General features: G+C 27.3%; 14 protein-coding genes. 6 read left to right on the plus strand and 8 right to left on the minus strand.

The window, feature by feature from the left end; translation table 11 throughout:
* The first annotated feature begins 2 nt into the window (after positions 1–2).
* The 3 genes from jag to fbaA all read left to right on the plus strand — a co-directional run bounded on the left by jag (position 3) and on the right by fbaA (position 3,089).
* A complete protein-coding gene (gene jag / locus QIA00_RS02200) occupies positions 3–731 on the plus strand; it encodes an RNA-binding cell elongation regulator Jag/EloR (protein WP_316257212.1) in 729 nt (242 codons plus the stop codon).
* A 46-nt stretch (positions 732–777) separates the two neighbouring features.
* Positions 778–1,848 carry an NAD-dependent epimerase gene (locus QIA00_RS02205; protein ID WP_316257214.1) on the plus strand — a complete coding sequence of 357 codons (1,071 nt, stop codon included), beginning with the start codon at positions 778–780 and terminating at the stop codon, positions 1,846–1,848.
* 161 nt (positions 1,849–2,009) lie between these two features.
* Positions 2,010–3,089, plus strand: a complete 1,080-nt coding sequence (gene fbaA / locus QIA00_RS02210; RefSeq protein ID WP_184107300.1) for a class II fructose-bisphosphate aldolase — start codon at positions 2,010–2,012, stop codon at positions 3,087–3,089.
* A 309-nt stretch (positions 3,090–3,398) separates the two neighbouring features.
* Here fbaA and aspS read toward each other — a convergent pair whose 3' ends face one another.
* From aspS to QIA00_RS02245, 7 genes are read right to left on the minus strand one after another with little or no spacing between them, the layout of a single operon-like run.
* On the minus strand, positions 3,399–5,159 hold the full coding sequence (gene aspS, locus QIA00_RS02215; RefSeq protein ID WP_316257215.1) for an aspartate--tRNA ligase: 1,761 nt from the start codon (positions 5,157–5,159) through the stop codon (positions 3,399–3,401).
* A gap of 3 nt (positions 5,160–5,162) precedes the next feature.
* Positions 5,163–7,268, minus strand: a complete 2,106-nt coding sequence (locus tag QIA00_RS02220) for a cation:proton antiporter domain-containing protein (protein WP_316257217.1) — start codon at positions 7,266–7,268, stop codon at positions 5,163–5,165.
* Complete coding sequence (locus QIA00_RS02225) at positions 7,265–7,546, minus strand: HPr family phosphocarrier protein (RefSeq protein WP_316257219.1); 282 nt, start codon at positions 7,544–7,546, stop codon at positions 7,265–7,267. Before QIA00_RS02225 ends, QIA00_RS02220 begins: the two co-directional genes overlap by 4 nt.
* Before the next feature lie 12 nt (positions 7,547–7,558).
* Positions 7,559–7,852 (minus strand): HPF/RaiA family ribosome-associated protein, encoded by a 294-nt coding sequence (locus QIA00_RS02230; RefSeq protein WP_316257220.1) that lies wholly within the window; start codon positions 7,850–7,852, stop codon positions 7,559–7,561.
* The gene (gene rpoN, locus QIA00_RS02235; protein ID WP_316257222.1) at positions 7,842–9,101 is read right to left on the minus strand and encodes an RNA polymerase factor sigma-54; all 1,260 of its coding nucleotides are present in this window, start codon (positions 9,099–9,101) and stop codon (positions 7,842–7,844) included. The genes QIA00_RS02230 and rpoN overlap by 11 nt, the downstream gene beginning before the upstream one ends.
* A 2-nt stretch (positions 9,102–9,103) precedes the next feature.
* Positions 9,104–9,637: a chromate transporter gene (locus tag QIA00_RS02240; protein ID WP_316257224.1), complete on the minus strand. Its 534-nt coding sequence runs from the start codon at positions 9,635–9,637 to the stop codon at positions 9,104–9,106.
* Between the two features lie 14 nt (positions 9,638–9,651).
* Complete coding sequence (locus QIA00_RS02245; RefSeq protein ID WP_316257225.1) at positions 9,652–10,227, minus strand: chromate transporter; 576 nt, start codon at positions 10,225–10,227, stop codon at positions 9,652–9,654.
* Between the two features lie 219 nt (positions 10,228–10,446).
* On the opposite strand from QIA00_RS02245, the gene QIA00_RS02250 reads away from it, so the two are divergent.
* Positions 10,447–11,289: a mechanosensitive ion channel family protein gene (locus QIA00_RS02250; protein ID WP_316257226.1), complete on the plus strand. Its 843-nt coding sequence runs from the start codon at positions 10,447–10,449 to the stop codon at positions 11,287–11,289.
* Here the strand turns inward: QIA00_RS02250 and QIA00_RS02255 are convergent.
* Positions 11,286–12,437: a lipid galactosyltransferase gene (locus QIA00_RS02255; RefSeq protein WP_316257228.1), complete on the minus strand. Its 1,152-nt coding sequence runs from the start codon at positions 12,435–12,437 to the stop codon at positions 11,286–11,288. The genes QIA00_RS02250 and QIA00_RS02255 overlap by 4 nt on opposite strands.
* Before the next feature lie 56 nt (positions 12,438–12,493).
* Here QIA00_RS02255 and holA point away from each other — a divergent pair, with 56 nt between their 5' ends.
* Positions 12,494–13,483, plus strand: coding sequence for a DNA polymerase III subunit delta (holA, locus tag QIA00_RS02260; RefSeq protein WP_316257230.1), 990 nt, complete (start codon positions 12,494–12,496; stop codon positions 13,481–13,483).
* 3 nt (positions 13,484–13,486) lie between these two features.
* The gene (locus QIA00_RS02265) at positions 13,487–14,110 is read left to right on the plus strand and encodes a hypothetical protein (RefSeq protein WP_316257232.1); all 624 of its coding nucleotides are present in this window, start codon (positions 13,487–13,489) and stop codon (positions 14,108–14,110) included.
* Positions 14,111–14,151: the final 41 nt, after the last annotated feature.

Consider the following 14,151-nt stretch of genomic DNA (forward strand, 5'->3'; position numbering starts at 1 on the left):
ATATGAGCTATGAATTTTACGGAAAAACTGAACAAGAAGCAATTAAGAAAGCAATGAGAGATCTAGAATTAAAAGAGGGCGAGTTTGATGTAGAAATTTTAGATAAAGAAAGGGTTGGATTCTTATTTAAGAAAGAAATGATTAAAATAAGGGTTTCTCCTCATGTAAAGGAGTTTAAAAAAGGCGGTTTTGAAATTAAAATTGGTGATGAAATTTGTGATAAAATTTTAGAATTTGTAAAAAAAATGCTAATTAAAATGGGATATTCTGCAAATTTGACAATAGAGCCCAAAGAAGGTGGATATGTTAAGATTTCTATTGAAACGGATAGTCCAAATATTTTGATTGGACGAGAGGGTAAAAATTTGGATTCTTTACAGCTTTTAACAAATATCTATGTCTCTAAGCTTATTGGTGAAAATGGCACTTTTAATAGGGTTATATTGGATATTGGAGACTATAGAGAACGATTTAAATCTAGGTTTATTAATTTAGCAATAAATTCTTTTCATAAGGTCAAAAGAACCAGGCGCTCTATTTTGTTGCCAGCAATGAATCCTTTTGAAAGAAGGATTGTTCATACAACTTTAAATCGTTATAGTGACATAAAAACTGAAAGTGAGGGAGATGGAAATATGAAAAGAATAAGAGTTTCTTATGTTAGAAATAATAGGTGTAGCATCAACAATTCTCGCAGCTATCAAAAAAGAGATATTGGTTTTAAAAAATAGATTAATGGTGTTACTTTGTATTGAATTTTAAAAGAGGAATAATAGTATGAAGATTTTTTTAACCGGAATTGCGGGGTTTATTGGATTTCATGTAGCTAAAAAGCTTGTAGAAGAAGGGCATGAAGTTTTGGGTATAGACGTATTAAATGATTATTATGATCCCAAATTTAAGCATGAAAGGTTAGAGGCTTTAGGGTTTTGCTCTAAGGATATCAAAACTCCTAATAAGATTATTAAGAGTAAAAAATATAATAATTTATCTTTTGCTTATCTTGATATCCTAAATAAGGACAAGCTGCTAGAACTTTTTAAAGATCATAAGTTTACACATGTTTGTCATTTGGCCGCTCAAGCAGGCATTAGAGATAGTCTTGAAAATCCTGATAGCTATGTTTCAATAAATATTGTTGGGTTTTTTAATGTTTTGGATGCATGCAGAGTTTATAAAGAAAATATTGAGCATTTTGTTTATGCTTCAACTTCATCGGTTTATGGCATAAATGAAAATATGCCGTCTAGTGAAGATTCTATTACTGATCATCCTTTAAATTTATATGCAGCTAGTAAAAAATCTAATGAGATGATGGCTCATGCTTATAGCGCATCTTTTAATATTCCCACAACAGGGCTTAGATTTTTCACAGTTTATGGGACTTATGGAAGGCCTGATATGGCTTTATATTTATTTTCAGATGGAATTAAAAATGGCAAATTCATTAATATTTTTAACAATGGCAATATGGCTAGAGATTTTACATATGTAAGTGACATTGCAGACGGTGTTTATAAAGTTTTGAAAAATCCGGCTAAGAGTGATTGTCACTTTGACGTTAAAAATCCAAATTCGTCAACTTCTTCTTTTCCTTATAGAATATATAATATAGGAACCGGACACGCAACTAAACTACTAGATTTTATTAGCGAGCTTGAAGCGAATTTTGATAAAAAGGCCTTAAAAAATTATATGCCTATGCAAAAAGCAGATGTTGTGGAAAGTTGTTGTGATATTTTGAAGCTTAAAAATGACGTTGGATATGAAGCTAAAATTTCTATTAAAGAAGGAATAAAAGAATTTTCACAGTGGTATAAAATGTTGGCGTCTACCAAGAATGTTTGATTTTAAACTTTTTATGCAAAATAATAGATTTTTAATAAATTTTATGTTTATTTTTGGTTTAATATTTATTTATTGATTTAAATTCAATTCAACTTCTTAGGTGTATAATTTATTATAGGCATTTGATAAAAGAAAAAATAAAATGGAAAGGAGTGATGTAAATGGGTGTTTTAGATAAGATTAAACCGGGTGTAGTTTACGGAAAGGAACTGCATTTTTTATATGAAATATGTAAAAAGGAAGGGTTTGCTATACCTTCTATTAATTGTATAGGAACAAATTCTATTAATGCCGTTTTGGAGGCAGCAAAAGAAATTAATTCTCCTATTATGATACAATTTTCTAATAGTGGTTCTGCTTTTATTTCTGGAAAAGGATTAAAGATGGAAAAACCACAAGGAGTTTCAATAGTTGGAGCTATTTCTGGTGCTATGCATGTTCATTTAATGGCAGAGCATTATGGTGTTCCTGTTGTTCTTCATACTGATCACTGTGCTAAAAATTTACTTCCTTGGGTTGAGGGGCTTTTAGAGTATGGAGAGAAATACTATAGTCAGCACAAAAAACCATTATTTTCTTCACATATGTTAGATTTATCAGAAGAACCTATTAAAGAAAATATTGAAATTTCTAAAAAATTCTTAGAAAGAATGGCAAAAATTGAAATGTTTTTAGAAATAGAGCTTGGAATTACAGGCGGGGAAGAAGATGGAGTTGATAATTCAGATAGAGCTTTGCACGAACTATTTTCTACTCCTGAGGATATTTATTATGGATATTCAGAACTTTTAAAGGTTAGCCCAAATTTTCAGATCGCAGCAGCTTTTGGAAATGTTCATGGAGTATATAAACCGGGTAATGTTAAGCTTACTCCAAAAGTTTTAAAAGATGGTCAAGATTATGTCATATCAAAAACAGGAGTAAATGTTGCTAAGCCAGTTTCTTATGTTTTTCATGGAGGATCTGGATCTACAATTGATGAGATTAATGAGGCACTTTCTTATGGCGTTGTAAAGATGAATATTGACACAGACACGCAGTGGGCTGCCTGGGAGGGCGTTTTAAATTATTACAAAAAAAATGAAAATCGTTTACAAGGTCAATTAGGAGATGGCAAGGACATTGATATTCCAAATAAGAAATTTTATGATCCAAGAGTTTGGTTAAGAGAAGCTGAGGTTTCTATGAAAGACCGTGTTAAGATCGCATGCAAAAATCTTAATAATATTAATAGGAATTAAATAAAAATTCACTAATTTTTATTTGCAAGCTGCTTTTTGAGCGGCTTTTTTATTATTCTAATTATATTTCAGATATTTAATTATAAAATTATTAGTTGATATATTTTTTACTATTTATTAGGTATATTTTTTTGTTATTTTTGTTTGTTTTTCAAAATTTGAATAATATAATAATTTATTTTTAAAATTATTATTAAATGATGTGTTTATAAAACTATTTTGATTGAAGAAGTAAGAAATTAATAAGATTGTTTTTAAATTTTAAAAAAGTATTTTGTTTTGGATTGATTTTATGTGTTTTTATATAAATTAAGTGTCATCAGCAACAATATTGATCCCCAGTTCTTCAAGTTGTTCATTTGAGATTTTAGAGGGAGAATGATCAAGGGGGCTTGCTGCGAAAGAATTCTTAGGAAATAGTATTACATCTTTTATTGAAGTTGATTTTGTCATCAGCATTATCAACCTATCAATACCAATAGCAATGCCACCATGATTAGGAGCTCCATATTCTAATGCTTTTAGAAAAAATCCAAATCTATCTTCTGATTTTTCTTTTTTAAATCCTATTATGTTGAAAATTCTTTGCTGAAGTTCTTTATTGTGTATTCTAATTGAACCCGAGCCAAGTTCTACACCATTTAAAACGAGATCGTAAATTTCACCTATAACTTTTTTGGGATTTTTTTCTAAATTGTCAATATATTGCTTTTTGGGAAGCGAGAACATGTGATGAGCTGGTGCATAAGTTTTTGTATTTTCGTCATATTCAAATAGTGGAAAATCGTAGATCCATAGAAATTCAAATTTATTTTCATCTATTAGCCCAAGATCATTTGCAATTTTTATTCTAATTTGACCCATTGCTTTACATGCAGTTTCCCAGTTATTATCACTTGTAAAGAAAATTATGTCATTATTGTTTAAAGAATGGGTTTTTATTAATTGTTGTTCTTCTGGTTTTAAGAATTTTGCAATTCCTCCAGAAAATTTATTTTTTTCAATTTTTGTGAAATAAAACCCTTGTGCTTTGTAAAGCTTTGCAATTTCTTCTAAATTATTTATTTTTGTTCTTGAAAACTTATCAGCCCTATCTTTCACTATTAAAATTTTAATCGTCCCTTTGTTTTTTAGAGTATCTTTGAATATATTGAATTCTGAATTTTTTAGATTGCGGCTTATATCTTGTAATTCAAGTTCAAATCTAGTATCTGGTTTATCGCTTCCATATTTGTTCATTGCCTTTTTGTATTTTATTTTTTTAAATTTTTTAGGTAAATTAATATTAAGGCAATTTTTGAATATTAAAAAAAGCATATTTTCTATTAATTTAAAAATATTTTCTTTTTTGACAAAGCTCATTTCAAGATCAAGCTGAGTGAATTCTGGTTGTCTGTCTCCTCTTGAATCTTCGTCTCTATAGCAACGGGCTATCTGAAAGTATTTGTCAAATCCTGCTATCATTATGAGCTGTTTGTAAAGTTGTGGAGATTGAGGTAATGCATAAAAAGATCCTTTGTGAATTCTTGATGGGATTACAAAATCTCTTGCACCTTCTGGTGTTGATTTGACAAAAGTTGGAGTTTCTAGTTCTAAAAATTTTCTTTTTACTAAAAAATTTCTAATAAGATGAGTAGCCTTACATCTTAAAATAATTTTATTTTTCAAGGAATCTCTTCTTAAATCTAAGTATCTATATTCAAGTTTCGAGTTTTCACCTGCATTGTTGTCATCTTCTATCATAAACGGCAATTCGTTACACTTTGAAATAATTTCAATGTTTTTTGCTAATATTTCAAAATGTCCTGTTTTCATATTTGCATTTATCATATTAGGAGGTCTTTTGATCAACATTCCTTGAATTTTAATGCAATATTCAAGTTTTATTTTTTCTACGATCTTTAAAAGGTATTCTTCATTTACCAGAACTTGAGCTTTTTCATATCTGTCTCTTATATTTAGAAAGATAAATTTTCCGTGGTGTCTAATTTTTTTTACCCAAGCATTTATTTCAACTTTTTTGTTTATCAATTTTTCATTCAATTCATTACATTTGATAACTTTAAACATAATTCAGCTCACTATTATATTATAAATTTCTTTATCTGTTTTTGCATTTAAAATTTCTTTTTTATACAGATCAACTTTACCCACAACAGATGCTAAAATTCTAGGGTAACTAACGTAATCTTTTGCTGGGCACAGTATTAATATAAAAACATGACTTAAGTTCTTGTCAAGAGCATTAAAGTCAATTCCCTCATGGCTTATTCCTATTGCAATATGTATTTTTGATATTAAATTTGTTTTTAAATGAGGAATAGCAAAGCCTTCTTTTAGTGCAGTAGTAATTAACTTTTCTCTTTCCATTAAATCTTGGAATATTCTTTCTTTATCGATTTCAATGTTTATTACGCTTAGAAGCTCTCTTATTACATCAGCCTTATTGCTTGATTTTAATTCTAGAATAATGTTTTCCTTTTTTATTCTTTTATTTAGATTGATATTTCTAAGGATTTTATCGCAATTTATTGAGTAATCTAGTTTTTTTGCTCTTAAAGAGACTGTTTCAACTTCTTTGGTTATTTTTTCTAGGTTTAAGATTGTTTCTCTAAAAAGATCTTGTATTATAATTAAGTGATTATTTGGGCATTCGAATGTGATTTTGCTACCTTCTCGTTTTATTGAGAAGGATATATTGTTTTTTCTTGCATTAATATATTGTGAAGAATCATTTTTAATTTGTTGTGTAAAAAATCCTTCTTTTCTTAATTCATTTTTAAAGTCCCATATAAGAATTTTGGCTAAATTATCGTATTCGAATGATACGCATATGTGTGTATTTTGATCTATTGGTAATTCTTTTTTAAGTCCGCTTTTATTTATTTTAAATAAAAAATTTATTATGGGTGTTGCAACGATTGTTGGCAGAAATACCATTATTATTATGATTCCAAATATTTTTTGGCTAATAAATCCTGAAGATAGTGCTACATTGGCCATAATAAGTGAAACTTCTCCTCTTGGAACCATTCCAGTTGCAATTTTTAAGGCTCCAAGTTTATTAAATCCTAAAAAGAGTGCTGGGATAAAGCAAAATATACTTTTAGTAATTATCGCTATTGCGCTAATTACTAATCCTAAAATAAGAACTTCTTTTGAGAGTATTTCATTAATATCTGACATAAGTCCGATTGATGTAAAAAAGATCGGGATAAAAAATCTTTCAAAGATTGTTAGTTTATCTTGAATTACGTATACAATGTCTGTTTTTGACATAGCAAGTCCAAATACATAAGCTCCAACAACAAAAGACATTCCTAAATTTTGAAAAATGCTTGCAATAGTAAGGGCTAGAGAGAGTGTTATTACGGTTGCTAAGGTGACACTGTTTAATTTTTTCAACAGCCTTGATAGTGTTTCTGATATATATATTAAAGAGAAAGTTAAGCATAGCCAAATTACTATGTTTTGCATTATGGTTTTTATCGAGCTTGCTATATCAAGATCTGATATAGACCTTGATATAGTTATCACACTTGTAAGCATAAGCATTGAAAGTACATCATCAATAATTGAAGTTGAGATTATTGTCACTCCTTCTGAGGTGCTCATTTTTTTCTTTGCCGAGAGTATGCTTGCTGCGATTCCTGCTGATGTTGGAGTTCCAATTATTCCAATAAAAAGTGATGTTGGACTTATTAGGGGAACGTTAAAAATTATGCTTGCCATTAGTGCAAAACTTGTGAAGGTTCCGACAACCTCTGTTATTCCAATAATTCCTCCGCGGGGCAAAAATTTGATAAACAATTTTAAGTCAGTTTCAAGTCCTGCTGTGAAAAGCAATATTATTGAAGCTATGGTAGAGATTGCAAATATTTTTTCATTTATTAAATAATTTTCTCCAATTTGAGTTATCCCTAATGGGAATAACAAAGGTATTTGAATTTTTCCAAAGGCATTTGGACTTAGAATTATTCCTGCCGTTATTTGCCCTATTACCTTTGGAATTCCTATTTTAGCCACTAGATTGCCTATTGAAATAGATGAGATTACTATGATTGCCAGACTCATGACAAAAGCCGACATTTTTACTTCAATGTCGTATTTTGTTGAGTATGAAAATAGAAGATTGGGCAAGTGTAGCAGTATTGTTATGTAAAAAATTTTTTTGTTCATTTTTCAAGCTCTTTTGAAAAATTGTATTTTAGCAAATTTAACAAATTTTTAATTGCCAATTTTTCTTTTTTCCCTACGACTGTCATTTTTATTTTTTCTTTATAAATTATTCCCAATATGATAATTTCGATTGTAGACTTTGCGACAGCTTTTCTGTCATCTTTTGTTGTTATTTTTATATCAAACGAAGAGTATTTATTTGCAAATTCGGCAATGATGTTTGCAGCCCCCGAATGTATTCCATCTTTATTTATTATCTCAAATTTTACTTCTTGCATTTTTTACTTATCTTATTTGTTGTTTTTTTTATCTTTCTCTTTAGTTGCTGTTTTGTAAAGTCTTGCTATTGTGCTATCAATAAGATTAAGAAGTATTTTGCCATCTTCTCTTATATGTATTATTTTCCCCCAATTAAAGTGAATATGTGCGTCCAATTCAAAAAGCTCATGTTCTTTTTTAATTGTAATTTTTAAATTATCAACATGTTTTTTGATATGAATATCAAATTTTTCTAGCTTTTTGAGAATAAAATTTTTTTCATTCTCATTTAAGCTGTAATTAACCGTTTGAATTTTAGGTTCCATAATATGTTCTCCCTTTCTCAGATTTCAATTCATTTCTATACTTGTTCACTGTTCTTCTAGAAATAGAGATTCCTTTGGATTTCAGTATAGCAGAAATCGCTTTATCTGACATCTTTTTATTTGCTTCTAACAACTTTTTGACTGTTATTTTAATGCTTAATTTTGAAAATTCATTTGTTTTTGCTCCACCAACAGAGCTAAAAAGCTCTTTGATTAATATTGTACCCCATTCGCATTTTAAGTATTTATTTTTTATCGCTCTTGATATTGTTGATTTTGATACATTAATTTTTTCTGACAGAATGCTCAAGTTCATTGGTCTTAAGCTTTTAAAACCTCTTCTTAGAAATTCTTTTTGTAATGTATATATAGCTATTCCTATTTTTGCAAGTATTTCGTCCCTATATCGTAGGGATTCGATTAACCACTTTGCTTTTTTTTGTTTTTGGAGATTTTCACCTGTCCTTTTAAGTTCTTTTTTAAAGATGCTAACTTCTTTGATTTTAATTTTAAATTTGTTATTGTGATTTATTATTAATATATCTGGATCGACATAGAAATTGGTGTCGTCTGAGTCTTTAAATTCGAGCGTTGGGTTGGGGTTAAGTTTTTGTCTAATAATTTCTAAAGCCGTATTAAACTCTTTGTTTCTTATTTTGAGCTCTTCTTTTAACTTTTCTTGAGTTTTTTCAAGAAGCTCTGCTTTTTCAAGAATTTTAATAATATTATTTTCTAATTTTTGATGCTTTGCTTGCAAAATTAACGATTCTATTATGTTGGGGACACAAATTCCAATTGGATCAAATTTTTGAATAAGTTCAATTATTTTTTTTACTTTTTCTTTTTCTTCCTTTTTAAAAAGATCATAAGGGTTTATTATATGAAAGCCTTTGCTGTTTAGATTGTTTATTAGTATTTCGCCTATTTTAATTTCATCTTCATTTATTCTTTGAATTCTTAATTGTAGCAATAGGTGTTCTTTTAAAGAAGTATTTGTTTGTGTTTTTTCAAGAGCTATGTCGTGTTGGTTTTTTATCACAGCATCTTCTTTATAAAAGATTTTTTTAAACCTATATGTTTTTAATGTTTCAAAAAATATTTTATTTGAATCTATTTCTAGGCATTCGTTATTTTCGCTTTCTTCTAGTATAAGTTTTGTTAATTCTTTTTGATTAAGGCCTAATATTTTTATTGTTTGTATTTGAATTGAGTTTAAATTTTGGGATAATTTTAATTTTTGTTTAATCATATTTATATTAATGTATAAAAAAATCCACTAAGTATAATTACTAATGCTGGACTTATTTTATTATAAAAAAATAAAATAAAAAAATTAATTCCCACAATAGCCAGGGTTCTCAAAAGCTCTGTTTTGTTGTTTTCTATCTTTAAATATGTATTTTCAAGCAAAATGATTATTGTAATTATCCACAGCGCAACAATAATAGGTTTTAGATTTTCTAGGCAATAATTTAAAAAGCCGATTTTGTGTAGTATTAGGAGGATTATAATCATTATTATTATTGGAGCTGTTATTAATGCTACTGTAGCAATTATTGCTCCTGCAATTCCCGCGGTTTTCATTCCAACGTATGTTGCTATGTTTGTTGCAATAGGCCCGGGGGTTATTCTTGATATTGTAATCATATTGACAAATTCTTCTTTTGTTATCCAATGTTTATTATTAATTATTTCGTTGTTTATTATTGCTGCAATTCCATTGCCGCCTCCGAAATTTAATAATCCAATTTTTAAAAATGTAATGAATAAATTTATTAAAGTCAATCGATATCCTTTTTCTATTTAATTAATATTTTTTTTATTGTTATATATTTAAGTGTGTATACTAAAAAGAAAATTAACAATATATATGATATTCTTATTTTTAATTTAAAAATTGCAAAAATTACAAGAAAACATATTGTCCATTTTATTATAGAGTTATTCAACATTTTTTTGGAAAATTTTAAAACAACGGTTATCATTATGATAATTGAAGATATTTTTGCGCCTTCGAGAAATTTTTTAACATGTATGCTATCTGGTACTAATTTTAGGTAAAGAAAAACCATTATTATTGCAATAATGGAAGGTAAAATTCCTGCAACAACTAGCAAAAGTGCGCATGGGAAACCTCCAAATTTTCTTCCTACTAGGAACACAAAATTAATTGCGGTAACTCCAGGAATAACATTTGATGTTGCTAGTATTTTGTTAAAATCGTCCTCAGATATTATTTTTCTTTTTTTAACAAATATTTTTTTAAGCTCAGATATAATTATTAATCCTCCGCCAATTGTAAGTGTTGTTGTTTTAAAGACAAGTAAAAACAAGTCCAGAATTTCATATATTTTTTTTTGTTTCTTTTTATGCATTTGTCTTGTTAAATTTAGTAAAAACCTTTGGATACTAATTTTATCACAAATATTGTTGTAATGTTCATTTTGTTGTTGGCTAGTATTGACGAAAACATGCTTTATTATGGTTTTAAAACATTGACCCATTGTTTTTATTGGGAGTTTTATTGGAAGGCTTGTTCGTTTTTTGTGCTATAATTCAATTAATTTATGTAAAGCTTGGAAGGAAAGTTTAATTTGTTTAAGGAGTTTTTTATATTTCAAGATTATTTTAATTATATTGTCGAGGGTGTGGTAGGTTATGGTTTAAAAGTTTCGATTGCTATAGTGCTGTGGTATTTTTTAAAGTTAATAGTCAATAAAATGGGAAAAATTTTATTTAAGACTTTAGAAAAGTCCAGATTAGAGGAGAAGTTAGAGGTTACAGTTTTTAACTTTTTAAAATCTTTTTTCAAAATATTAACAGACTTTGTTATTGTTTTAATAATATTGCCATATCTTGGAGTGCCTACAACATCTATTGTTGCTGTATTTGGATCATTAGGGCTTGCCATTGGGCTTGCTGCTCAGGGTATTTTATCTAATTTTGTTAGTGGATTTATTGTTTTAAATTCTAAGTTTTTTAAGTGTGGAGATCATATTCAATGTGGAGATGTTGAAGGCTTGGTTGAGGATGTCCAAATTTTTTTTACTACACTTAAAACATTTGACGAAGAAATTATTAAAATTCCAAACAGCAAGCTTACATCCAATTTTGTTGTTAATTTTTCAGCAAATCCCAGAAGAAGGGTTGTGTTTTCGTTTCAAGTTCCCTATGATACAAATATTGGTTTATTAAAAGATAAAATAGAAGATATAATGATTTTCAATAATAAAAAATTTGATGTTCAGATTTGTTCTCCTACTCTTATTGTCAAAAAATATACTCCCTATTATATGGTTTTGCAAGTTCGATTTTTTGTTAATACAGAGGCTTTTTGGGATTTTAAATATTTTATTGGGGAGTCTATTAAAAATGTTTTATTGGATATGAAAATTAAGTTTCCAATTTGTTTTGTGCCTTTTGATAAGTTATATTAATGATTTTTTCTTGCAATAATTTCTGAATAATAGTTTTCAATTTTTTTTGTGAAAAAATAGCTTGAAAATTTAGTGGAATATTTTTTTGCATTTTGTTTAAATGTTTTTAGCATTTCATCATCTTTTATTACTTTGTCTATATACTTAGATAAGTTCTCGTATTTTTTTATTAAGAACCCGTTGATTCCTTCTTTTATTACGTCTTTATATATATAATCATTTATTAAAATAGCAGGTATTCCAGCGGTTAATGCTTCTATTACTGTCATTGGATATACTTCGCTTCTTGATAGGCTAGCAAAAATATCAGAAATTTTGTAGTAATAGCATATTTCTTCCCAGGGAATTGTTCCTATTAACAATATTTGTTTTTCAAGTCCATGTTTGATGCTAAAATTTTTTATTTCTTTTTCTTCACTTCCTTTGCCAATAATGATAAGCTTGTAATTTTTGTTTTGCAATAAAAGATCTTTTAAGTGTGTTACTAATAAATTTATGTTTTTTTCTTTATTTATTCTTCCAACAAATATTATTATTTTGTCTGTTTGCTTTATATTGTGCTTTTTCAAAATTTCATCTTTTTTTTCTTTGCTTAGAGTTTTTATAAAAAGCTTTCTGTCAACTCCATTTGGAATTATTTTATAGCTAGAAGAATTATTTGAAAGTTGAAAATATCTTTCTTTTGCTTTACTTGATGGGTAAATAAAATATTTTATTTTATTGTAATGTTTTTGCATCATTTTGTCAGGTTTAATAAAATATTTAAAAATTCCTAAGTAATGCAAGTAATAATCCCACATTGTATGGCTTGTATGAACTATTGGTATGTTTTGTTTTAATGCAATTTGTTTTCCAATTTTTCCCATAGAAAACTCGGAGTGAGTATGAATGATGTCTGGTTTATAATTTTTTATTATTTTTGATATTTTTCTTTTATTGGGAAAAGCTATCACAGCATCAAGTTTTTTATTTATTTGAATAGATGGGCATCTGTAAACGTTTTTCTCGTTTAAAGATGTTTTGGATTTTGGACAAAATATGTAAACTTCATAGCCATTTTTTTCAAATCCCTCTTTAATTTGTTTTATTGACGTTGCCACTCCATTTTTTTCTGGAATATACGTATCTGTAAATATTGCAACTTTCATATTCTCCTCCTAGCTTAAGTATAATATATTTGGCACTTGGATTATAATTTACTTTGATGGAAGCAGTTTATTTATTGTTGGGTAATGAGCAGGGTTTGAAAGAAGCTTATTTAAAAGAGCTGTTAATCAAGATGGGCGCTTTTAAATCCAAAGTTTCAGTTACTAAAATTTTTTTGTCAGAACTATCAGCTTTAGAATTTGCTGAAAAACTATTTTCTAATTCTTTTTTTTCAAAAAAAGAAATTTTTATTGTTTATGAGTCTGAACTTTTAAAAGCAGGAAAAGATTTAGAGCTGGTGTGTAATGCAATTTTAAAGTCTAGTAATAAAACCGTTATTTTCATTTCTAATAGCAATACATGTAATATTGATTTTAAAAATAAGCTTAAGTTTATAAAAAAAGTTTTTTATGAGATTTCTGATGATGATAAATTTACATTTGTTCGAAGAAATTTTTTTAATCTTAATATTAAAATTACAGATTCTGCAATAAATTTGATGCTTTTAATGTTAAATTCAGATACTAAAATTTTGAAATTCTATATAGATTCTTTTGCACTTTTTGCCAAGAATAACACCATTGATGAGGAAGATATAACTTCTTGGATTAGTTTTATTCGCTTTGAAAATACCTTTTCCTTATTTAATTCAATTTTGAGAAAAGATATGACTCATTCTTTGATCAAGATTAAGTCTATTTTAGATCAAGGAGAAGATTTGCTTAATGTTTTAATGAGTCTTATTTGGCAATTTAAAAGATTATTAAAGGTGCAAATAGATTATAATGCATGTGGGAGCTTGCAGAGTGCATTGAATAAAAATAAAATCTTTTTTTCATTAAATAAAATTTATAGAGCAGGGATTAAAAATTATTCAATTCCAGAAATTAAAATTGTTTTGAAAATTTTATATAAGTTTGATTTATATTTGAGAATTTATTCTAAAAATATTCATCTAAATTTGTCATATTTTTTAATATTCTCAATTTTAAAGCTTAATAATAATTTTTTAATGCACTATTCTACAGAATCAAAATTTCATTTTTAATGTATGAAGCAAAAATTAAATTGGATTTTATTGTTTTGTTTTTTGTCTTGTAGATCTGAAATTAGATTGGCAGAAATTGTTTTAATTGAGTTTTTTGATTCTATTAAAAATTTTCAAAGTAGTCCTGAAATATTTTTTAATTATTTGAATATTCCAAACGATGATGATCTGAGAGCAAAAATTCGTGGGTTAAAATCTCAGGCAAAGGACGATTTCATTTTTTATCCTTTATTTTTTAATAATCTAAGATATGAGATAATAGGTAGAAAAAATATTCCTAAGGGCTTTGAATTTGAAGTTGTTATTAAAAATATTAACTTTCAAAACGGTATAGAAAAATTTTTGGCCAAATTAAATAAAATTGAAGGGAGATCTTTAAATATTAAAAATTTAGAAAAAAAAGCGCGTAAAAAAATATTTGATAATTTAATAAATGAAGTTATTGCAGAGCTAGATGATTTTGATTACACAGAGATTGTTCATTTTTTTAGAGTAGTTAAGAGTTCTTCTGAAAATTATAAAATAGAGCTTTTGGGAGATGTTTTAAATATACAGGTTAGAAATAAACTTATTAATGATCTTTTTTTGGTTTTATCACCTGGAATTTCAAATAGTGTTTTATTTTAAAAAAATATTAATAGATAATAATCTAGTTTAAAGTTTTGTAA

Origin of the sequence: Borreliella americana (assembly GCF_032595795.2) — a bacterium.
GTDB classification, from domain to species: Bacteria; Spirochaetota; Spirochaetia; order Borreliales; family Borreliaceae; genus Borreliella; species Borreliella americana.

What these genes read in the sequence shown, in the direction of transcription:
- aspS (WP_316257215.1), bottom strand. Translation starts at nt 5,159, where the DNA reads ATGTTTAAAGTTATCAAATGTAATGAATTGAATGAAAAATTGATAAAC.
- QIA00_RS02230 (WP_316257220.1), bottom strand. Translation starts at nt 7,852, where the DNA reads ATGGAACCTAAAATTCAAACGGTTAATTACAGCTTAAATGAGAATGAA.
- QIA00_RS02205 (WP_316257214.1), top strand. Translation starts at nt 778, where the DNA reads ATGAAGATTTTTTTAACCGGAATTGCGGGGTTTATTGGATTTCATGTA.
- holA (WP_316257230.1), top strand. Translation starts at nt 12,494, where the DNA reads ATGGAAGCAGTTTATTTATTGTTGGGTAATGAGCAGGGTTTGAAAGAA.
- QIA00_RS02220 (WP_316257217.1), bottom strand. Translation starts at nt 7,268, where the DNA reads ATGAACAAAAAAATTTTTTACATAACAATACTGCTACACTTGCCCAAT.
- fbaA (WP_184107300.1), top strand. Translation starts at nt 2,010, where the DNA reads ATGGGTGTTTTAGATAAGATTAAACCGGGTGTAGTTTACGGAAAGGAA.
- QIA00_RS02265 (WP_316257232.1), top strand. Translation starts at nt 13,487, where the DNA reads ATGAAGCAAAAATTAAATTGGATTTTATTGTTTTGTTTTTTGTCTTGT.
- QIA00_RS02255 (WP_316257228.1), bottom strand. Translation starts at nt 12,437, where the DNA reads ATGAAAGTTGCAATATTTACAGATACGTATATTCCAGAAAAAAATGGA.
- QIA00_RS02225 (WP_316257219.1), bottom strand. Translation starts at nt 7,546, where the DNA reads ATGCAAGAAGTAAAATTTGAGATAATAAATAAAGATGGAATACATTCG.
- rpoN (WP_316257222.1), bottom strand. Translation starts at nt 9,101, where the DNA reads ATGATTAAACAAAAATTAAAATTATCCCAAAATTTAAACTCAATTCAA.
- QIA00_RS02245 (WP_316257225.1), bottom strand. Translation starts at nt 10,227, where the DNA reads ATGCATAAAAAGAAACAAAAAAAAATATATGAAATTCTGGACTTGTTT.
- jag (WP_316257212.1), top strand. Translation starts at nt 3, where the DNA reads ATGAGCTATGAATTTTACGGAAAAACTGAACAAGAAGCAATTAAGAAA.